Genomic DNA, 20,185 nt, shown 5'->3' with positions numbered 1-20,185 from the left:
TAAGGGATATTTCCTTAATTTTAGCATTTTTAAAGGTTTTTTCCAATAGTTACCTCAAAAATATAAATACAGCTGTATTATTTAGCAACGTATTTGTAATTTGGATCGATTTCCTTATCGAGTTGAGCAAATGCAGCTTCCAAACGGCGATTCACTTCTTCGATACCTTCAGCATTTGCTTTTTTAATATCTGAAATATCAATAGGTTCCCCAAAATTCAATTGTACTTTTTCACGCTTAAAAATACCCTTCATTGATAAAGGACCCTGATAAACAGCAGGAACAATCCGAACTTTTGCCATTTTAGCGATAATCGTAACACCGCCTTTGAGTTCGTTGGAGTGCCGTGAACCTGTTGGAAACATGATGAGAGATTTATCTGATTTTTTTAGCATCTTTACTGGATACTGAATGACTTCACGTCCAGGATTTTCACGATCGACTGGGAAAGCCCCACATTTTTTAATCCACCACGCAAAGAAAGGATTTTTAAAAAGCTCTTTCTTGGCCATAAAGATAAACTGTTTTGGACGTGTCGCAAAAGCCATGTAAACAGGATCAAGAATCATGCGGTGTGGCGCTACCAAAATATAATTCTCAGACTTGTCTGGAATGCGTTCCGTATGATGGTATGTAGCCTTACCATTAAATATGAAAAGTAAAAAGCGAACTAAACCGCGTAAAAATATATAAAACATAACTGTAGAATACTCCTAAAAATATTTAGCTTTATAAATTTTATACTATTTACTTCAATTTGGCTAGTCAGAAAAGCAAAAAAACTCCTTCTGGAGTTTTTATTTATCAATTGACTTGACGCTAATCAATTTCTAAGTCGAGAATGGTCTGAGGCTTTTGGAGATGAATTGTTTGGAGCCCCACCTTCTGTGCTCCCACTATATTAGCTAAATTATCATCTATAAACAAAGTTTCCGCCGCCTGTAAACCAGAGCATTCTAAAACCTCTTTAAACGCAGCCATATCTGGTTTTCTCAGGTGTAAACTATGTGAATAAAACACCTGTTTAAAGTAAGTCTCCAAAGTTCTTCCCGTTTGTTCTGAGCATCTTTTTTCAAAACATTTTGCATGAATACTGTTAGTGTTTGAAAAGAGAAAAATGTTATATTTTTCAGAAATTTTTTCCAGATAATTCATCCGCTCTGAACTGAAATCTTTCAAAATAAGATTCCAAGCTTCTTCTATCGCCTCATTATCCACATCGACTTTTGCTTCTTCTCGAAGGCGGTCACAAAATCCTTCTGGTGTGATGAGTCCCAACTCCAAAGCTTCGAAAAAATCCGCCTGTTTTTTCAAGGTGAAATAATCTTCGAAATCTGAAATACCTAATTTGTGGAATTGCTGTATCATTCTTTCAAAATCTAGATCAAGAATCACACCGCCGAGATCAAAAATGATATTTTTAACTGTCATCGATTGTCCTCTGCTTTCTATTTTCGTGCACTTTTTGTATCAATAATTATTGTTACTGGCCCATCATTAATTAAACTGATTTCCATATCTGCACCGAATTCTCCTGCTTTAGTCGGAACAATCTGGTTAAGCTTTTCATTAAATTTAAGATACATCGCTTCTGCATATGCTGGATTCCCGGCTTGCGAAAAGCTTGGGCGTGTTCCTTTGCGAATATCCGCATAGAGTGTAAACTGTGAGATAGAAAGTACTTCGCCAGAGATATCTTGTACAGATAAGTTCATCTTGCCATTTTCATCTGAAAAAATACGCATTTTACTGATCTTGCGTACGGCATAATCTAAGTCAAAATCTGTATCTGCATCTTCTACTGCAACGAGAAGTAATAGGCCAGATGTGATTTGATTTCTGATTTTATTTTCAATTTTTACTGAAGCTTCTTTAACTCTTTGGATTACTATTTTCATAATTTCATTTTAACAAAAAAACTATCCAAAAGGACAGTTTTTTGCTATTTTCTGTTAACCATTGGTCCGTTTAACACTATAGACATCTGGTGTCATCTTAATCTTATCAACAATCAAAGTCAAATCAGATAGATTTTTTATTCCAATAGAAAGATGGATATTGGCCATTTTTTTATCCTTTGTTGGATGAGCATTAATTGAGATCAAACTTTTTGTTGTATTAGACAACACTTGAACGATATCATTAAGCAGATTCGGACGATTAAACGCATACACATGGATATTGGCCACGTATTCTTTAGTAAGGTGTTGTGAATCATCCCATTCTACATCAATCAGACGCTTTTCATAATCTTCTTGACTGCGAACATTTTTACAGTCTGCGCGGTGGATGGAAACTCCTCGACCTTTAGTGATATATCCGACAATCTTATCCCCTGGCACAGGGTTACAACATTTACTGATATGCACCAACATGCTATCAACGCCAGAAACACTCACACCACCATCATGGCGAATTTTCATGACATTTTTATTTTTGTTTTCGCGTTTGACTTCACCCTTCATTAGTTGTTCAGATTCAGCTTTCAGCTTTTCTTTCTCAACTTTACGGCGCTCACTTTCTGTCAAACGATTGAATACAGAGGTTGCTGATATTTCACCAAAACCAACTGCAGCAAACAGGGCTTCACTGTCCCGATAACTTAATTTTTCAAGTACTTCGTCCAGATGTTTTTTATCCAAATATTGGTTCGGTGTAAAACCATTCTCTGCAAGTTCCGTTTGCAGCATTTCACGGCCTTTGTGGATAGAGAGTTCCTTATCTTGACTCTTGAAAAATTGCTTAATCTTGTTACGGGCTTTATTGGTCTTAACGAGTTTAATCCAATCACGACTTGGTCCAAATGACGTTTTGGAAGTAATAATTTCTACTTTATCACCTGTTTTCAGAACATAATTCAGCGGTTGCATTCGCTCGTTAATCTTCGCACCTGTTGCATGATCCCCCACTTGCGTATGGATAGCATATGCAAAGTCAATAGGACCGGAGCCAGCTGGCAATTCCTGAACTGCTCCTGTTGGTGTAAACACATAAATTTTGTCACCAAGAATATCTTCCTGAACTGCTTTAACAAATTCCTCTGCGGAGTCACCTGATTGTTCTTGAAGTTCCACCAATTCGTTAATCCAGTTTAGTGTTTCCGAAATCTCATGAACGTCAACTTTAGCTTTACGCCCTTGCTTGTAAGCCCAGTGTGCTGCGACCCCGTACTCAGCAATCTGATGCATCTCATGGGTTCTGATTTGGAATTCCATCGGCCCCTTAGGACCGTAAACCGTGGTGTGAACAGACTGGTAACCATTAGCTTTAGGGTTAGCAATATAGTCCTTGAAACGCCCAGGCATCGGCTTCCATAAATCATGGATATACCCTAGTGTCGTGTAAACGTCGCTTGTCGAGTTTGTCAAACAGCGAATGGCAATAAGGTCATAAATTTCATCAAAACGCTTTTTCTTATCGTGCATTTTACGATAAATAGAATAGATATGCTTTGGTCGCCCATAGATTTCAGCGTCAACTTGTGCATCTTTCATACGCTCATTTAGCTTCTCAATCACTTCTTCAACTAAATTTTCACGCGCTGCACGTTTTTCGTTCATTAAGCCACGGATACGATAGAACTCTGTTTCATTAAGATAACGGAAAGAGAGATCTTCAAGTTCCCATTTAATGCTTCCAATACCCAAGCGGTGTGCAAGCGGCGCATAAATCGCCATAGTCTCACTTGAAATACGTTTTTGTTTGTCTGGTCGGAGATTTTTGAGAGTGCGCATATTATGAAGACGGTCGGCAAGTTTGACCAAGATAACTCGAATATCCTTGCTCATGGCCATCAACATCTTACGGTGATTTTCCGCAAGTTGTTCTTCATGCGATTTGTATTCTACCTTACCAAGCTTCGTTACTCCATCAACAATATTCGCAATCTCTTCACCAAAAAGTTCCACCAAGTCTGACTGTATAAAGTTAGTGTCTTCAACAACATCATGCAAAAAGCCTGCCGATACAGTTGCTGCATCAAGCTGTAGTTTAGATAAAATTCCCGCCACTTGGATAGGATGGATAATGTAAGGTTCTCCGCTTGCACGATACTGTTCAGCGTGAGCTATTGATGCACACTGTAAAGCTTTACGCACCAGCAAGATATCTTTTTCATTCATGTATGCGGAGGCAAGTTTAACCACTTGATCTCCGGTAAGATTTGGTTCTGAGGGCATGTTTTATTTCCTGTGAAGTAGCTCCACTTTCCTCCTTGATATATTTTTACTATTCTAACACATTTCTGCCTATAAATTTACGCTTTTAGTCCTTAAAGCGCGAGTTTTTATCTCTTTGTTCGGTTTATTTCAACAAATCAAAGTAAGTTGAAAAGGCCGACAAGGCGTAGAGCGGTGCTGTCTCAGCACGCATAATACGCGGTCCGAGCCCGACAATCTCTGCACCTGCTTGTTCAAATAGCGCAATCTCTTCCGGTGCAATACCACCTTCTGGTCCAAAAAGCAGCAAAACTTTTTGGCCTGGTTTTAAACTCGTCATATTTTGAGCCAACCTCGCTTGCTCCCCTGCTTTAGCAGATTCTTCATAAGCAATTAAAACTTGGTCAAATTGAGAAAATGTAGCAACCAGTTCAGACAGCTTTTCAAAAAAACAGATTTCTGGCAATATTTGACGGCGAGATTGTTCTGCAGCACCCAATACAATTTTATCTAATTTTTCCTTCTTTTTGGCAAGCTTTTTGCTGTCCCATTTGGCCACAGACCATTTGAAGGGGGCAGCCCAGATTGCACTTGCGCCAAGTTCCGTTGCCTTCTCACTGATAAATTCTAATTTATCGCCTTTAGGGAAACCAAGCGCTACAGTAATGTGAACTGGAAGTTCCGTTTGCACATCCAGTACCTCTAATAAACGTACCGTACATAGCTCGCTAGAAACAACTTCGGCAAGACCCACTTTCCCCTCTTCAAAAACTAGCTGTATCTTCTCCCCCACACTCGTCCTCATGACTGTAAAAATGTGATGAACAGCTGCCTTATCGTCAATAGTAAAGTCTTCACCAATTTCTGGTTGCTTTTTGAACACAAAATATTGATTTGCCATACTTAACCGCCAATTACCCCTTCACGGTTTTCTGTCTTTTTGAAAATCACACAGTTCCATTCGCCTTGAGTCATACGCGTTTCAAGGAAGAAACCAGCATTTTCTGCGGATGCAATAACTTTATCTGCTTTATCAGCGATGATACCACTCATAATCAAATAACCTTCATCTTTGACGAGACGGAAAGCGTCGTCAGTCATAAGTACAAGAATATCCGCCAAAATATTTGCTACGATAACTTCTGCTTGTTGCTCGATACCCTCCAATAAATTATTGGCTGAGATTGAAATTTTATCCGTATTTGGGTTAAGCTCAATGTTTTCACGTGCTACACGCACAGCAACTTCATCAATATCATAGGCATGAATTTCACTTGCGCCAAGATAAGCGCTAGCTACAGAGAGCACACCAGAACCTGTACCTACATCCAAGACCGTTTCGCCACCGCGAATTATTTGTTCTAGAGCATAAAGACTCATTTTTGTTGTTGGGTGCGTTCCTGTACCAAAAGCCATCCCTGGATCAAGGCGAATCAGCTTCTCCGCTGAAGATTGTGGAGTATAATCTGTCCAACTTGGGACAATCGTCAAATCATGAGTAATGCGAGCTGGTTCAAAATACTTTTTCCAAGCATCTGCCCAATCTTGTTCTGCAAGATTATTTGTACGTACTTCAACGTTGGTCACGTCAAAGCTTCCTGCTAAAGCATTTATCTTTTGTTCAATATCTGACTTGAGCTCAGTAATTGGCATATTTTCCGGATAATAAGCAGTCACTTCCACCATTTCTGACTGTTCTACCTGAGGAAGCACTTCTCCGAAAAGGTCCTTGTGATTAAGATAATCTGCACTGTCGTTAATTTCAACCCCTGCTGATCCTGCTTCAACTAAAATATTACTGATTGCTTCTTCTGCTGCACGAATGATGCGTACGGTGATACTGTTCCAATTATTCATATTATTGCTATTCTCTTCCTTATATTAATAACGAGGATACTTGAAAAAAGTTGTCTCCTCAAGATTTTCCAAACCTTTTTCAAATTTTTCTTTATCAAATTCAAGCATAAATTCTTCTTCATCGGAATTTAAGAAATCTATCAAAGCATCTAAACCTTCATCCGCTGTTTCTTGTAAGAACTCAACAAAGTAAGCAATATATTCACGAGATAATCCCTTATCTGAATACGCCACACCTGCTAAATATTCTTCTTCTGAAAACTTCGACTTGTTCGGATTATAAAAAATCACGGCATCTTCATAAAGTACATTTTCTTCTGACTCGACACCATCTGCATCCGAAAGAACAACGCCTTCTGGATTTGCAGCTTCCAAAAGGAAGCTGACTTCGACAGCGAAATTTCTTTTATCCCAATTTATCTCAAAATCATAACTGAAATTCTTGCTCAATTCTTCATCTAAAATATCTAAAAAACCGTACTTTGCCATTTTCTACCTCTTTTTTCTGTTACAAGCAATTTCCTCTCCAATGCTTCGAATTAAAATAGCAATTGGGAGTTTAAACGTCGTAATACTTTTCTGTTATAATTATAACAGAAATAAAAATTATCTCTAGAGAGAAATATATGAAAATCAGACCTATCGAACCCCATGATTTCGCTTATGTGGCTAAAATCGAAAATCAAAACTGGACTTTAAAATCCACACCCTTTGTCATCAACAGCTCTGCTGAAAAAATAATGAAGAAAATATTGAAGGGAACACGTTATCTTCTTGCGGAAGAAGAGGGTGTTATTTTGGGTGTTTTAGATTACGGTCCCCGTAATAAGTCTGAATTTGGTTCACATGTAATTACTTTCGGTGTAATGACTGTAAAAGAAGCAAGAGGAAAAGGTGTTGCGACTCAGCTTATCCAACATCTTATCCACGAAGCACGTACCGAAAAATATGAAAAGATTACCATCAATGCAATGTCAAGCAACCCTACAGCATTAGCTCTCTACGAGCGTCTAGGATTTCAACTTGAAGGGCGACTCAAAAAAGAGTATTTCATTGATGGTCTCTATGTTGACAGCTTAATTTACGCCTATTATCTCTAGGTAGTAAGGAGAACCGCTTTATATGACACATCAAAATTTAGCTCGCCGAATGCGACCGCGTAATATTGACGAGATTATTGGGCAATCTCATCTTGTTGGCCCTAAAAAAATCATTCGCCGGATGGTCGAAACAAAACTTTTGACTTCCATGATTCTTTACGGTCCTCCGGGAATTGGTAAAACTTCCATTGCCTCTGCTATTGCTGGCACGATGAATGCCGCTTTCCGTAGTTTTAATGCGACAACAGACAGCAAGAAAAAACTGCAAGAAATTGCCGCTGAGGCGGAATTTTCTGGACAACTGGTCCTTCTCTTAGATGAGATTCATCGTCTGGATAAACCTAAGCAAGATTTTCTCCTGCCTCTGTTAGAAAATGGTCAAATTATCTTAATTGGCGCTACTACGGAAAACCCTTATTTTAGTGTTGTGCCTGCCATCCGTAGTCGTGTGCAGATTTTTGAGTTAAAGCCTCTAGAAAGTGATGATTTACAGAATGCTGTAAACCTTGCCCTTGAAGATACGGAACGAGGCTTTAACTTCCCTGTTACTCTTGACGATGATGCTCTTTACTTCCTCACGCACTCAACCAACGGTGATTTACGCGCGGTTTACAATGCTTTGGAACTTGCCGTCTTATCTTCCGAAAACCATCATGTAACCCTGGAAGATATGGAAAACTCACTTCAACGTAAAGCACTAAGTTTTGATAAAGATGGCGATGCTCATTATGACCTGCTTAGCGCCTTACAAAAATCAATCCGCGGATCTGATGTAAACGCAAGTTTACACTATGCCGCACGCCTAATTGAAGGTGGAGACCTTCAAAGTCTGGCACGAAGATTGACAGTAATGGCTTATGAAGACATCGGTCTTGCCAATCCAGAAGCCGCTGTTCATACAATGTTAGGTTTACAAGCTGCAGAAAAATTAGGGTTTCCTGAGGCAAGGATACCGCTAGCAAATATCGTTATTGACCTTGCCCTCTCCCCTAAGTCCAATGCCGCTTATATGGCTCTGGATGCGGCAATAGGAGACTTAGGAAAATACGGAAATCTTCCCATTCCTGCGCACTTGCAAGATGGGCACTATGCGGGAGCTAAGGATCTTGGGCGGAGCGAGGGTTATAAGTACCCACATAATTTCCCAGAACATTGGGTGAAGCAGGATTATCTTCCCGATAAACTGCGAAAAGCAGATTACTTCCACCCTGATAAGATGGGCAAATACGAATGGGCCTTAAATGAACGTAAGAAATGGATCGAAAACCAAAAGAAAAATCGTCAAAACTGACGATTTTTTATTACTTATTCTTATATCCCTTCAAGGCTCTTAAAGCATAAAGAATCGAAACAACATCGATAACCTCTTGGAAAAGAGCACCGATAATTGCCGGAATAAGCCCTGTAGCAGCAATTAACATCAAGATAACACAAATGATAATCCCAATCAAAACCGATTGTTTCGCAATGGTTAATGTATCACGACTAATATGAACTGCTTTTGTTACAGAGGACAAATCATTTTTCAAAAGTACAATATCAGCCGCTTCACTAGCAACAGTATTGTTCCCAGTCCCAATAGAAATACCAACATCCGCAAGCGTTAAAGCTGGGGCATCATTGACACCGTCACCAACCATAATCGTTGGATGAATAGTTGAAGCTTGGATTTTGGCAAGCTTTTCTTCTGGTAACATACTACTGTAAACCTCGGTAATCCCTACTTGTGCTGCAATTTTATCGGCAACACGAGCATTATCCCCTGTCAGCATCGTAATGCTCTCAAAACCTGCTTGACGTAAATCTTTAATCACAGCGGGAGCATTGGCACGTAAAGTATCTGAGAAGGTTACTGCACCGATATATTGGCCATCACGTGACACATAAAAAGCTGTTTCAAAATCTAACCCCTCTGGTGCGCCCACAAAACTTGCACGCCCGATTTTAATTAATTGACCATTGATTTGCCCTGTCACACCTAATCCTGCAACCTCACTGAGGCTTTCTAAAGCAAGACTTTGGACATTATGTGACTCTGCATAGCTTGAAACAGCCTTGGCCAAGATGTGAGTGGAAGATTTTTCGATGGTGTAAACAATATTGAGTAACTCTTCTTGCGATATTCCTTCTGCTGGAACAATGGCATCTACTTCGATTTTACCATCGGTAATTGTTCCCGTTTTATCAAAGAAAATTGCCTTGGCTGTTGCAAGTTTCTCAATGATGGTTCCATTTTTAATTAAAAAACCATTTTTTGAGGAACGACTCATTCCTGAGACAAAAGCAATGGGCGCAGCCAAAATCAAAGGACATGGACTTGCGACCACCAATACTTCTGCAATACGGACAGGGTCACCAGAGATAAAGTAAGCAACAGCTGCAATGATGTAGGCCATAATCGTAAATGGCACAGCGTAACGATCTGCTAAACGTACAAAATTTGCCGGCGTTGCTTCTGCTTCACGAACAAGAGCAACGATTTTTTGAAATTGGGATTCACTTGCTGCAACACTTGTGCGGATTTCGATACTGGAGCTGCCATTAATTGCACCTGAAAGAATTTCATCCCCTTGTTGTAACTCATTCGGTTTAGTTTCACCCGTGACAGAGGATTCATCCAGAATAGCTGCTTCTGAAAGGAGAACCCCATCGATAGGCACAACTTCCATAGGCTTAATCAAGAGATGTGCCCCTATCTCAACATCATCTAAGTCCATGTCGACGACTTTACCCTCTTGCATGACATGGGCAATATCTGGTGTTTTCTGCAACAGGGCAGACAATTCACGATTGGCACGTCCCGCTGCGTAATCCTCAAGCGTTTCACCTCCAACCAACATTAAAATAATGATTAATGAGGCCCAATATTCTCCTACCAATAGTGTCGCAATGATCGCAGTAATTGCGAGTAAGTCAACACCATAATTTCCTTTACGCAGTGTTTTAACCATCTCAATAAACATTGACAGTGCTAAAATACCACCTGCAATAGTGATGATAAATCGTGCTATCAAAGGTGCATTAAAAGCAAACTGAGCCAAAAGAGACGCAGCTGCTATGAAAAATACTAAAACAAGTTTTTGCCAGTTTTTCATGTTTTCTCCTTATAAAATAAATTTCCTGAAACTTTGCCCTGTTTGACTCAAAATAGTTTTCATCGAACACTGATTTGCTCGGGATAGAAAAATAATCCTTGTCGCACTTTGATTCCGAAGAACTGAGCTTTTATTTTATAAGTTACAACATTCTTAACTATATATTAGCAAAAAACAGGGAATATTCCCAACCAGACAGCTGTCAAAAGTCTTTGTCATTTTATCTATAGAACTTTTTCACCCAATAGCCACCTTAAAAAAAACGTCAAGTAAAAATACTTTACAAAGCTTGCTTTTTGAAAAAGATTAGTGTATTATAGTAAAGTACGTTTTTGGGCTTATCCAAAACGAAAAAATCTACGGAGGAATCAAACCATGGCAGTACCTGCACGTCACACTTCTAAATCTAAGAAAAACAAACGTCGTACACACTACAAAATGACAGCTCCAACTGTTACTTTTGACGAAACTACTGGTGACTACCGTCACTCACACCGTGTTTCACTTAAAGGCTACTACAAAGGCCGCCAAGTAAAAGACGCTAAATAAAAACAGTAAAAAAGTCAGAAAGGAACAGTTATGCGCGTAAATATTACACTTGAACACAAAGAATCTGGTGAACGTCTTTACCTTACTCAAAAGAACAAACGTAACAACCCAGACCGTTTGGAATTGAAAAAATACTCTCCAAAACTTCGTAAACACGTTATTTTTAAAGAAGTTAAATAATATTAAACCGCTGTGGCGGTTTTTTGTTTCTCGAGAATACTCCTCCTTGAAACTAAAAAGGTACTATTTACCTAGCTTCACAAACAAAAAACTTCCCAACATCATGTGGGAAAGCTTTTCCTATTTTTTATTATTTAAGATTAAAGCGACCAGTAAACACCTGCACGTAAATTCTTCACCGTCATCATAGCCAAGAAACTTAAAATATAGAGCACGGAGATGAAGAGCATAACAGTCATGATAGAGTAATGTGCCAAGATAAAGCCAATAACTATTGAAGAAAAACCTCCAATACAGCGCCCCGTATTCATAATCACATTATTTGCTGTCGCACGTACTTCTGGCGGATATAGACGAGAAACTACGGCCCCATATCCTGTAAACATACCATTTGAAAAGTAACCAACGACGGCACCAACTAAAGTTAGTGATGCGAGTGTTGTTGGAATGGTCAAGACATAAACAGCCAAGGATGATGCGATAAGGAAGAGACCAAAAGCTACTTTCGGACCAAGTTTATCCAAAATTTGCCCAAAAGTCAGCATACCTAAAGACATACCGATAATGGTCGCAATCATCCATGATGATGAACCAGCGACTGTTAAGTTCAGTTTTTTCTGCATAATTGTTGGGAGCCAGTTCATCAGACCAAAGTAACCAGCGATTTGAACGATCGCCATCCACATCAGAACAAGTGTTTGGTGTGTCAATTGGCGTGTTTTAAACAAGTCGGAAATTTTTCCCTTATTTTCAGTTTTTATGGCTTTGAAAGAATCACTTTCCTTCAGGTGCTTTTGAATAAAGACTGTCAAAACTACTGGCACAAGTCCAAACAAGAACAAGAAACGCCAACCATAAGTGGGTAAGATATTCATTGACAAAATTGCTGCACACATCGCGCCAACTTGTCCCGCAACGGCAACAATCGAAGAAGTTCGACCCAGCTTTTTCTTACTGAAATTCTCAGCGAGAATAGTCATTCCGACCCCATATTCACCACCGCCACCAATTCCTGCGATAAAACGTAAGATATAAAGCGAGGTAACACTGTGTGAGAAATAAATCGCGCCCGTTGCGAGACCAAAAATGAGAATCGAAAGGGATAACATTTTTACACGTCCAAATTTATCGGCCAGAATCCCAAAAAGAATTCCGCCCAGCAACATCCCCAAGTTAGTTACTGTAGAAATTGCTCCCGCTTCGGTCGTTGTTAGACCAAATTCGCCAATAATTGACGATAGTGCGAATGAAAGAAACATGATATCCATGTTTTCTAAACCAAATCCAGCAGAAACCAAGGTTCCTACTTTGACTTGATAGGCGCTCACAGCCTTGGGATGTGCCGATGTGTGTGTTCTCATATTTAATTCCTCCAAATGCCAGATCTCTGCCTGACTTTATTTGCTTTTAGACAGTTTATCACTTTAAAAATTGTGATTCAAGGCTCAGCCAACCTTACACGAAACTAAATCATCAAATGTTCGGCTTTTGCTATAATTTATCTTTATTCTAAGAAAACACGAAGAACTATATTTCCTAGCCCGTCAATAAGACATTTATCCGAAGCTAGGAAATTTTTTTTGCTAGAATAGAAATATGTGTACAAGTATAAAAATGCAAGCTGCTGATGAAAGCATCGTCTTCGCAAGAACAATGGATTGGCATAGTTTTATCCCCGAAGCTCTCGTTCTACCACAAAATTACCAGTGGAAAAGTGTCTATAATAACAGGAATATCTCCAATGTTTATACTATATTAGGAGTAGGACGAAATATTCCGGATTTGCATGCGGATATCTCAGATGGCGTTAATGATTTTGGACTTTCTGTCCAAAAACTTACTTTTTCTAACCACTCAGAATACGCTGAATATGCTCATGAGGATAAATTACAGCTCGCGCCTTTTGAATTTGTCACTTGGGCTTTAGGAAACTGTCGTTCAGTAGCCGATTTGATAAACCAACTTGAAAGTGTCCAACTCATGAGCGACACCTTTTCGCATTATAAATTTGGCCGGAGTGATTTGCACTTCTCCGCTGTCGATCCAACAGGTCGTATGATTAATATTGAACCGCGCAATGGCAGTTTTGAGATTATCGAAAATACAATCGGTGTGGTCACAAATGCTCCTAAATTTGAACGTGAAATCCTCAAGTTACAAGATTATATGGATCTAACTACTCAACCCTTAGCACCTAACCGTATTTCAACTGGGGATTTCAGTGGGAAGCCTGTTTTTCCAGGAGGGTTTACCCCAACCTCGCGCTTCATCCGTGCCACAATTCTTAAAGAACGTGCAATTCTGCCTGCTGATGAACAACAGAATATCAGTGAAATTTGGCACATTTTAAATGCTGTCACTGTGCCCAAGTCTGATGGACGTTCAGATACTTATACTGTTTATCGCAGTGTGGTAGATTTGAATAGCCGTACTTTATATTTTCAAACTTATGATTCTCTTTCCATCATAAGTTATCCATTTCCTGATTAGTTTAAAACCGCCTCAAGCGGTTTTTTGCTCTTTTTCTTCTATAGTAATAATATTCTTTAAATGAAATCCCTTTCTTAAAAAAAATCAAAATTTTAACGCAAAATTATAGACGCTCCGTCCATTTTGTGCTATAATTGCATATCGTAAACTCAATAAGGGTTGTAATGATAATCTTTGCTAATTATAGACACGTTGTTCTTTTATATTTTAGTAATAGAGGAGGATTTATGGAAAATAGAAAAGAACGTACGAAATCAAAACTTCGCGACGCAATAACACAACTTTTACAGGAAAAATCGTTCGATCATATCACAACAACTGAGCTTGTGAAGGTTGCTAAAATCAGCCGAAGCGGCTTTTATACGCATTACCAAGACAAGTATGATATGATTGACCAATACCAAAAAACCTTGTTTAATACGATCGAGTATGTCTTTGAAAAAAATAATGGCGATCTTCATAAAACCATGTTAGAAACTTATGAGTTCCTTGATAACAACGAGATTTATGCTGCTTTATTTTCAGAAAATGGCAGTAAAGAAATCCATCAGTTCATGCAAGCCCAACTGAAAAATATTTTGGCACGTTCAATCCTGCCACAAAACCCTAAGCGTGAAAAACTGGACAAGTTGGAAAGTATCTACACCACAACTTATTATGCTAATGCCATTTTCGGTTTAACTCAAGCTTGGATTCGGCGTAAACGGAAAGAAACACCAGAACAAATTTCAGAACTGTTGATGGCTCTGATTAGCTGATAACAAAAATTAAAACTGCCTTAGATTTACTAAAAGAGGAGAATATGTGAAACATATAAAAAATACTGGGAAACTATTTATTCTGGATTGGAAGCGTATCTTTAAAAATCCAATAGCAATCTTTTTAGTGATTGCTTTGATGTTTATTCCATCCTTATATGCTTGGTTTAATATTAAAGCCCTTTGGGATCCTTATGCGAATACTTCACAGCTCCCAATAGCGGTTTATAGTGATGACCGAACAGAGAAATTCCAAGACAAATCGATTAATATCGGTGATGAAGTCCTGAAAAATCTTAAAGAAAATAAACAACTCGGTTGGAAGTTCGTTGACTCTAAACAAGAGTTGGATAAGGGTGTCAAATCTGGTAAGTACTACGCAGGTATCTATCTGCCAGCGGATTTCTCTAAAAATTTGCTTAGCTTCACCACAGGGGATATCCAGAAGCCTAAAATCGTTTATTCCATCAATGAAAAAATAAATGCTATTGCCCCAAAAATTACTTCGAAAGGTGCGTCTTCATTACAAAGTCAAATTTCCGAAGAATTTATTAAAACGGCAAGTAGCACATTGCTTAAAACTTTTAATGATATCGGATATGACATTGATAAAAACATGGTCAGCATCCAGAAAATTAAAAACACTATCTTATCTACTAACGATAATTTAGATACAATTGACCAATATACTCAACAAGTCGTTGATTTACATGGCAAAATGCCTGATTTGAAAGCGAAGCTCGCTAAGGCAAATGAGTTTATTGACTATTTGCCTGAGGTTGATGCACTTGGTCAGAAAGTGGTCCAATTGGACGACAGCATGCCAACTGTGAAAAATCAGCTTGCAATTATTATGACCTTGCAAGAAAAAATCCCTGAAATTCAAAATGCTGGTAAACAGATCGCAATGATTGACAATGACTTTGCCTCTGTTGAGCAAACCATGAATGAGGGTATCCAAGAAGCCAAACAAGGCTTGACTATTATTCAACAAGTCCAAACTGCCTTGCCAGACATCCGCAAACTTGGCAACCAAGCCAATGAGCTAGCTTCTACTACTTTGGACGGTGCAACGCAACTTCAAAATGCTTTGCCAAGTATTACAAGTAGTGTAGACATCACTCTTAAATCACTTCAAACCTTTGCTGATTCGACATCTTCATTTATCAAATCAATAAAGGCAGTCATAGGAGATAAAACTCTTACAACTGAGGAAAAGATTGCTGTAATTCAAAACTTCCAAGATAATGTCAAACAACAGCAAAATACTGTTAAATATCTGATTAAATTTCTGGAAGATATGCAAACAAGTACAGGAAACAACAACCTTGACGGAGTGATTACACAACTCAAATCCTTCTCTGAAGAACTCACAAAACTTGATGGGCAGCTAGACACTTTGAAAGCGGCTGTTCAATCTGACATACTTCCAGATATTAATAAAGCTCTAAATGATGTTGAAGAACTCGCTAATAACATTTCTGGACTTGTTAGCCAAATAGATGTTCAAGATATAACCGCAAAAGTGCAAAACGTCCTCACCCAACTTATCGATACCATCAAAAATGCCCAAGGTCTCCTAACAAAAGCCCAAGCTATTGATTTTGAATCCTTGCTCAGCTCAACAAGTAAGACGGTTTCTAATGCGATTACCTTGCTTGAAAAGTATCAAAAAGAAATGCCTGCGATTAAGCAAGAAGTTCACGATGCCAACATTATGCTTAACGGCAATATGAACACTATTGTCAACGCAATTAATAAAGGTGCTTCACTTTATCAAAATGAACTGCCAGTTGTGGAGCAAAAACTTGATAAAGCCGCTGATTTTGTCAAAAATGATTACCCAGGTATTCGTAAAGATTTGACAGAAACTTTAGGTACAGTCAACCAAAAAATGCCTGATCTTGAAAAAGCCTTGAACCAAGCAAATGACCTTATCGTCAATGACTGGCCAGGAATCAAAACAGGAATTCGTAAAGCCGCTGATGCTATTCGTAAAGGTGAGAAAGAAGTTGATTTAGGTGAAATTGTAAAACTACTAAAACTTGATGCAACGAAAGAAAGTGACTTCCTGACACAACCTGTTGAGGTCCAAGAAAATGCAGTCTATCCAATCGCAAATAACGGTTCAGCCAGCACACCGTTCTATACTGCCCTTTGTTTGTGGGTTGGCGCTGTCCTCTTCTCTAGTGTCGCTGTCACTGGCTTCCACTTAGAAGGCAAAGATAAACTGCTTTACTCTAAACGTGAACAATTCTCAGCACGTATGCTTACTTTCATCGTGATGGGACTAGGACAAGCGCTTATCGTTACCCTTGGGAACTATTTTGGCCTTGGTGTAGACGTACGTAATCCTGTTTATAGTGTCTTATTTGCCTTACTGATTGCTATAACCTTTATGATCATGGTTTATGTTCTAGTAGCTTTGTTTGGAAATATCGGGAAAGGGATTGCCATTATTATCTTGGTCCTCTCTATTTCCGGTGGGGGCGGGAACTATCCTATTCAAGTCTCTGGTAAATTCTTCCAAGCGATTAACCCTTACTTGCCGTTTACCCATGCGGTCAACCTCTTACGAGAATCTGCTGGTGGTATTTATTGGCCAAACGCTTGGCTTGCCATCATCATCCTCGTAGCCGTTTCTATTGTCTTTTTAGTCGCTGGGCTTATATTCTTCCCACATCTCGAAAAAACCTCTAAAAAGATCTCAGAAATGACCCAACGGAGCCATCTCTTCCACTAATCAATATAAAAAAACTCATATTTTTATGAGTTTTTTTATATTTCCCTTGACCTTGACCTAAGGTCAAGATATATAATATTAGTATCAATGAAAGGAGCGTTATGCAAAATATTAAAGCTATCACGAAAATAACAGGTCTAACCTCCAAAACTTTGCGCCATTGGGAGTCTGTTGGACTTCTGGCCCCAGCGAGAGATCAAAACGATTACCGTTTATATTCTGAACAAGATATTGCCCAAATTTTTTATATCATGAGCTTAAGAAAGTTGGAGTTGCCGCTTGATCAAATCAAAAATATCCTCTCACAAGATCAAGATGAAAAGAAAACTTTAAGCCAACATTTGATGCGCTTAAATGATCAACTCAAGCACCTTGAAAAATTGATTGAACATCTGTCATACAAATTAGAAAAAGGAGATTACCACATGAATGAACAAGAATTTGAACTTCTCAAGAGTACGCAACTGAAAGAAAACGAAGATAAATATGGCGCTGAAATCCGTCTAAAATGGGGCAGTGAGCGCGTCGATAAGTCATATCAAAAATATGCCCAAGCCGATCAAGCCAAAATCAAACATTGGCAAAAATCCCACGAAAAAATGATTCAAATGTTGGAAGAAGCTTATGAAAACAATGATGATAATCTCGCTAAACAAGCTATTACCCTCCATAAAGAAATCCTGGAACTCTTTTGGCCCGAAGAAACTATCGCTCCGGAAGCACATATTGGCTTAGGGCAAATGTATGTTGAGGATCCTCGCTTCCGTAGCAATTACAACCAAAAACACGCACAACTTCCAGAGTATTTCTTAGAAGCAATAAAAAATTACTACAAATAAAAAAGCCCAAAGGCTTTTTTATTCTATTTTTTTCCGCAGTTTTTCTACAAAAAGATAAGCCGCTGGACAGGTCACTGTGTTTTTCAAGGTCAGATTATTGATTTGATAAATCTTTTTTCGATCTGTATGGGGAAATTCACGGCAGGCCTTAGGACGAACCTCGTAAATACTGCAAAGATTATCACTTCCAAGAAAGGGACAAGGCATCGTTTGAAAAACCTTGTCACCATCCTCGTCTATGCGTAAATATTGGGCTTCAAAATCGGCCGCCTTCATGCGCAGATACTTCGAAATACGGGTAATGTCAGCTTCTGTAAAAAGCGGACCTAAGCTCTTACAGCAGTTAGCACAAGCCGTACAATCGATTTCAGCAAAAACTTCATCATGTGTTTCTTTTACAATGTAATCTAGGTTTTTGGGTGCTTTCTTTTTTAAGTTGCCCAAAAATTTCTTATGCTCCTTCTTTTTTTGCAGAGCCAAATCTTTATAATGTTCTATATCCATTTCTTCATCATTATATCATAATCAAAAAAAACAAAAAATGCCTGAGTTCACTCAGACATTTTCTGCATTTAGGAGTAGGTTTTATGAAAAATTTTATTGGAATAAAGATATTATAATGGACACGACTTAAGCTAGGCTAAAGCCACACTGAAATAAAACTAAAAGTGCACTTTATCCCAAATTATGCTGTTTCAAAAAGACTTAAAATATGATAGAATAGGGCGATAACCTTTATAAAAGTTAACTTTTATAAATCAATATACTCTAGGAGAAAAATATATCCATGCTTACAGTTTCTGATGTTTCATTACAATTTTCTGACCGCAAGCTTTTTGATGACGTTAACATCAAGTTTACGGCAGGAAACTGCTATGGTTTAATCGGTGCCAATGGTGCCGGTAAATCAACTTTTTTAAAAATCTTGGATGGTGAAATCCAACCCACAACTGGTCACGTTTCAATGGGACCAAACGAGCGTATGTCTGTCCTCCGTCAAAATCACTATGACTATGAAGATCAAACACCGCTTGATGTTGTTATGATGGGTAATGAAAAGCTCTATGCCATCGCACAAGAAAAAAATGCCATCTACATGAAAGAAGACTTTTCGGATGAAGATGGAATGCGTGCTGCTGAACTCGAAGCGGAGTTTGGTGAAATGGGCGGTTACGAAGCCGAAGCCGAAGCAGCTCAACTGCTTCAAAGCTTAGGCATTAAGACTGAGCAACATTATGATCTCATGGCAAATCTGACTTCTGGCGAACACGTTAAGGTCCTTCTGGCACGCGCTCTTTTCGGTAAACCCGACGTTCTTCTCTTGGACGAACCAACTAATGGTTTGGATATTCAAGCGATCAACTGGCTTGAAGACTTCCTTATCAACTTTGAAAACACCGTTATCGTTGTATCCCATGACCGTCACTTCCTCAATAATGTTTGTACTTATATGGCTGACCTGGATTACGGCAAAATCAAACTTTATCCTGGTAACTACGATTTTTGGAAAGAATCTTCCGAGCTTGCCCTTCGTCTACAAGGAGATGCAAATCGTAAGGCTGAAGAAAAAATCAAAGAGCTGCAAGATTTCATCGCCCGCTTCTCGGCCAATGCTTCTAAATCAAAACAAGCCACATCACGTAAGAAAATGTTGGATAAAATCGAAGTGGAAAGCTTTGTACCTTCTTCTCGTAAATATCCTTTCATCGGTTTTGATCAAGAACGCGAAATCGGGAATGACTTACTCCGTGTAGATAATTTGTCCGTCGAAATCGACGGTGAAAAAGTCATTGACAACATCAGCTTTATCTTAGCCCCTGGTGACAAAACTGCCTTTATCGGTCAAAATGATATCCAAACAACTGCTTTGATTCGTGCCTTGATGGGCGATATCGAATACACAGGTGAAATTAAATGGGGTGTTACTTCATCACGTTCTTATCTTCCAAAAGATAACAGCCGTGACTTTGCGACAGACGAATCTATCTTGGATTGGCTCCGCCAATTTGTCTTAACTAAAGAAGAGGATGACAATACTTACCTCCGTGGTTTCTTGGGACGTATGCTCTTCAAAGGCGAAGAATCTCTCAAGTCTGTTTCTGTCCTTTCAGGGGGAGAAAAAGTTCGTGTTATGCTTTCTAAAATGATGTTGCAACGTGCAAATGTTTTAGTTCTTGATGATCCAACTAATCACTTGGACTTGGAGTCAATTTCTGCACTTAATGACGGACTGAAAAAATTCAAAGGCAGCATTATCTTTGCTTCACATGACCATGAATTTATCAATACGTTAGCAAATCATATCGTTGTTATTTCTAAGAACGGTGTCATTGATCGTATTGGAGAAACTTATGATGACTTCTTGGCTAATGACGAAGTCCAAGCTAAAGTGAAAGAACTTTGGTCTGAAGATTAAG

At 38.8% G+C, this 20,185-nt stretch carries 19 protein-coding genes; 9 read left to right on the top strand and 10 right to left on the bottom strand.

The window, feature by feature from the left end; all coding sequences use genetic code 11:
- Nucleotides 1-77: 77 nt before the first annotated feature.
- The 7 genes from J0J36_RS00285 to J0J36_RS00255 form a co-directional block, all read right to left on the bottom strand.
- On the bottom strand, nt 78-698 hold the full coding sequence (locus tag J0J36_RS00285; RefSeq protein ID WP_019291927.1) for a 1-acyl-sn-glycerol-3-phosphate acyltransferase: 621 nt from the start codon (nt 696-698) through the stop codon (nt 78-80).
- 121 nt (nt 699-819) lie between these two features.
- Complete coding sequence (locus J0J36_RS00280) at nt 820-1,431, bottom strand: HAD family phosphatase (RefSeq protein WP_153924309.1); 612 nt, start codon at nt 1,429-1,431, stop codon at nt 820-822.
- 17 nt (nt 1,432-1,448) lie between these two features.
- Nucleotides 1,449-1,898, bottom strand: coding sequence for a D-aminoacyl-tRNA deacylase (gene dtd / locus J0J36_RS00275; protein WP_019291929.1), 450 nt, complete (start codon nt 1,896-1,898; stop codon nt 1,449-1,451).
- A gap of 54 nt (nt 1,899-1,952) precedes the next feature.
- Nucleotides 1,953-4,178, bottom strand: a complete 2,226-nt coding sequence (locus J0J36_RS00270) for a bifunctional (p)ppGpp synthetase/guanosine-3',5'-bis(diphosphate) 3'-pyrophosphohydrolase (protein ID WP_019291930.1) — start codon at nt 4,176-4,178, stop codon at nt 1,953-1,955.
- 124 nt (nt 4,179-4,302) lie between these two features.
- On the bottom strand, nt 4,303-5,058 hold the full coding sequence (locus J0J36_RS00265) for a 16S rRNA (uracil(1498)-N(3))-methyltransferase (RefSeq protein ID WP_019291931.1): 756 nt from the start codon (nt 5,056-5,058) through the stop codon (nt 4,303-4,305).
- Between the two features lie 2 nt (nt 5,059-5,060).
- Nucleotides 5,061-6,014 carry a 50S ribosomal protein L11 methyltransferase gene (gene prmA, locus J0J36_RS00260; protein WP_017368679.1) on the bottom strand — a complete coding sequence of 318 codons (954 nt, stop codon included), beginning with the start codon at nt 6,012-6,014 and terminating at the stop codon, nt 5,061-5,063.
- Nucleotides 6,015-6,038: 24 nt separating this feature from the next.
- Nucleotides 6,039-6,503 (bottom strand): DUF3013 family protein, encoded by a 465-nt coding sequence (locus J0J36_RS00255; protein ID WP_019291932.1) that lies wholly within the window; start codon nt 6,501-6,503, stop codon nt 6,039-6,041.
- Nucleotides 6,504-6,640: 137 nt separating this feature from the next.
- Between J0J36_RS00255 and J0J36_RS00250 the strand changes: the two genes are divergently transcribed.
- Nucleotides 6,641-7,114, top strand: coding sequence for a GNAT family N-acetyltransferase (locus tag J0J36_RS00250; protein WP_019291933.1), 474 nt, complete (start codon nt 6,641-6,643; stop codon nt 7,112-7,114).
- Between the two features lie 22 nt (nt 7,115-7,136).
- Nucleotides 7,137-8,405 (top strand): replication-associated recombination protein A, encoded by a 1,269-nt coding sequence (locus tag J0J36_RS00245; protein WP_017368676.1) that lies wholly within the window; start codon nt 7,137-7,139, stop codon nt 8,403-8,405.
- A gap of 10 nt (nt 8,406-8,415) precedes the next feature.
- Here the strand turns inward: J0J36_RS00245 and J0J36_RS00240 are convergent, their stop codons facing one another.
- Nucleotides 8,416-10,209 carry a heavy metal translocating P-type ATPase gene (locus tag J0J36_RS00240; protein ID WP_019291934.1) on the bottom strand — a complete coding sequence of 598 codons (1,794 nt, stop codon included), beginning with the start codon at nt 10,207-10,209 and terminating at the stop codon, nt 8,416-8,418.
- A 375-nt stretch (nt 10,210-10,584) separates the two neighbouring features.
- Between J0J36_RS00240 and rpmF the strand changes: the two genes are divergently transcribed.
- Together rpmF and rpmG are read left to right on the top strand one after the other, a co-directional pair.
- Nucleotides 10,585-10,758: a 50S ribosomal protein L32 gene (rpmF, locus tag J0J36_RS00235; RefSeq protein ID WP_003135292.1), complete on the top strand. Its 174-nt coding sequence runs from the start codon at nt 10,585-10,587 to the stop codon at nt 10,756-10,758.
- A gap of 30 nt (nt 10,759-10,788) precedes the next feature.
- Nucleotides 10,789-10,938 carry a 50S ribosomal protein L33 gene (rpmG, locus tag J0J36_RS00230; RefSeq protein ID WP_003135293.1) on the top strand — a complete coding sequence of 50 codons (150 nt, stop codon included), beginning with the start codon at nt 10,789-10,791 and terminating at the stop codon, nt 10,936-10,938.
- A gap of 140 nt (nt 10,939-11,078) precedes the next feature.
- Here the strand turns inward: rpmG and J0J36_RS00225 are convergent, their stop codons facing one another.
- Nucleotides 11,079-12,299: an MFS transporter gene (locus J0J36_RS00225; protein ID WP_019293224.1), complete on the bottom strand. Its 1,221-nt coding sequence runs from the start codon at nt 12,297-12,299 to the stop codon at nt 11,079-11,081.
- Nucleotides 12,300-12,534: 235 nt separating this feature from the next.
- Here J0J36_RS00225 and J0J36_RS00220 point away from each other — a divergent pair, with 235 nt between their 5' ends.
- The 4 genes from J0J36_RS00220 (at nt 12,535) to J0J36_RS00205 (ending at nt 17,768) form a co-directional block, all read left to right on the top strand.
- Nucleotides 12,535-13,428, top strand: coding sequence for a choloylglycine hydrolase family protein (locus J0J36_RS00220; protein WP_153924306.1), 894 nt, complete (start codon nt 12,535-12,537; stop codon nt 13,426-13,428).
- Nucleotides 13,429-13,655: 227 nt separating this feature from the next.
- On the top strand, nt 13,656-14,186 hold the full coding sequence (locus tag J0J36_RS00215; RefSeq protein ID WP_003133604.1) for a TetR/AcrR family transcriptional regulator: 531 nt from the start codon (nt 13,656-13,658) through the stop codon (nt 14,184-14,186).
- A 46-nt stretch (nt 14,187-14,232) separates the two neighbouring features.
- Nucleotides 14,233-16,929 (top strand): YhgE/Pip domain-containing protein, encoded by a 2,697-nt coding sequence (locus J0J36_RS00210; RefSeq protein ID WP_153924303.1) that lies wholly within the window; start codon nt 14,233-14,235, stop codon nt 16,927-16,929.
- 101 nt (nt 16,930-17,030) lie between these two features.
- Nucleotides 17,031-17,768 carry a MerR family transcriptional regulator gene (locus J0J36_RS00205; RefSeq protein WP_153924300.1) on the top strand — a complete coding sequence of 246 codons (738 nt, stop codon included), beginning with the start codon at nt 17,031-17,033 and terminating at the stop codon, nt 17,766-17,768.
- Between the two features lie 18 nt (nt 17,769-17,786).
- On the opposite strand, the gene J0J36_RS00200 is transcribed toward J0J36_RS00205, so the two are convergent.
- A complete protein-coding gene (locus J0J36_RS00200; RefSeq protein WP_019292105.1) occupies nt 17,787-18,272 on the bottom strand; it encodes a YkgJ family cysteine cluster protein in 486 nt (161 codons plus the stop codon).
- Nucleotides 18,273-18,555: 283 nt separating this feature from the next.
- Here J0J36_RS00200 and J0J36_RS00195 point away from each other — a divergent pair, with 283 nt between their 5' ends.
- The gene (locus J0J36_RS00195; RefSeq protein WP_014024105.1) at nt 18,556-20,184 is read left to right on the top strand and encodes an ATP-binding cassette domain-containing protein; all 1,629 of its coding nucleotides are present in this window, start codon (nt 18,556-18,558) and stop codon (nt 20,182-20,184) included.
- Nucleotide 20,185: the final 1 nt, after the last annotated feature.

Source organism: Lactococcus sp. LG1074 (assembly GCF_017309525.1).
In the GTDB taxonomy this organism is placed as follows: Bacteria; Bacillota; Bacilli; order Lactobacillales; family Streptococcaceae; genus Lactococcus; species Lactococcus petauri.
Note: the sequence above shows the minus strand (reverse complement) of the source record. Positions and strands in the feature narration are given on the sequence as shown.

Bases quoted from the DNA above. Each gene is read 5' to 3' on its own strand.
- J0J36_RS00285 (WP_019291927.1), bottom strand. From the start codon at position 698: ATGTTTTATATATTTTTACGCGGTTTAGTTCGCTTTTTACTTTTCATA.
- J0J36_RS00280 (WP_153924309.1), bottom strand. From the start codon at position 1,431: ATGACAGTTAAAAATATCATTTTTGATCTCGGCGGTGTGATTCTTGAT.
- dtd (WP_019291929.1), bottom strand. From the start codon at position 1,898: ATGAAAATAGTAATCCAAAGAGTTAAAGAAGCTTCAGTAAAAATTGAA.
- J0J36_RS00270 (WP_019291930.1), bottom strand. From the start codon at position 4,178: ATGCCCTCAGAACCAAATCTTACCGGAGATCAAGTGGTTAAACTTGCC.
- J0J36_RS00265 (WP_019291931.1), bottom strand. From the start codon at position 5,058: ATGGCAAATCAATATTTTGTGTTCAAAAAGCAACCAGAAATTGGTGAA.
- prmA (WP_017368679.1), bottom strand. From the start codon at position 6,014: ATGAATAATTGGAACAGTATCACCGTACGCATCATTCGTGCAGCAGAA.
- J0J36_RS00255 (WP_019291932.1), bottom strand. From the start codon at position 6,503: ATGGCAAAGTACGGTTTTTTAGATATTTTAGATGAAGAATTGAGCAAG.
- J0J36_RS00250 (WP_019291933.1), top strand. From the start codon at position 6,641: ATGAAAATCAGACCTATCGAACCCCATGATTTCGCTTATGTGGCTAAA.
- J0J36_RS00245 (WP_017368676.1), top strand. From the start codon at position 7,137: ATGACACATCAAAATTTAGCTCGCCGAATGCGACCGCGTAATATTGAC.
- J0J36_RS00240 (WP_019291934.1), bottom strand. From the start codon at position 10,209: ATGAAAAACTGGCAAAAACTTGTTTTAGTATTTTTCATAGCAGCTGCG.
- rpmF (WP_003135292.1), top strand. From the start codon at position 10,585: ATGGCAGTACCTGCACGTCACACTTCTAAATCTAAGAAAAACAAACGT.
- rpmG (WP_003135293.1), top strand. From the start codon at position 10,789: ATGCGCGTAAATATTACACTTGAACACAAAGAATCTGGTGAACGTCTT.
- J0J36_RS00225 (WP_019293224.1), bottom strand. From the start codon at position 12,299: ATGAGAACACACACATCGGCACATCCCAAGGCTGTGAGCGCCTATCAA.
- J0J36_RS00220 (WP_153924306.1), top strand. From the start codon at position 12,535: ATGTGTACAAGTATAAAAATGCAAGCTGCTGATGAAAGCATCGTCTTC.
- J0J36_RS00215 (WP_003133604.1), top strand. From the start codon at position 13,656: ATGGAAAATAGAAAAGAACGTACGAAATCAAAACTTCGCGACGCAATA.
- J0J36_RS00205 (WP_153924300.1), top strand. From the start codon at position 17,031: ATGCAAAATATTAAAGCTATCACGAAAATAACAGGTCTAACCTCCAAA.
- J0J36_RS00200 (WP_019292105.1), bottom strand. From the start codon at position 18,272: ATGGATATAGAACATTATAAAGATTTGGCTCTGCAAAAAAAGAAGGAG.
- J0J36_RS00195 (WP_014024105.1), top strand. From the start codon at position 18,556: ATGCTTACAGTTTCTGATGTTTCATTACAATTTTCTGACCGCAAGCTT.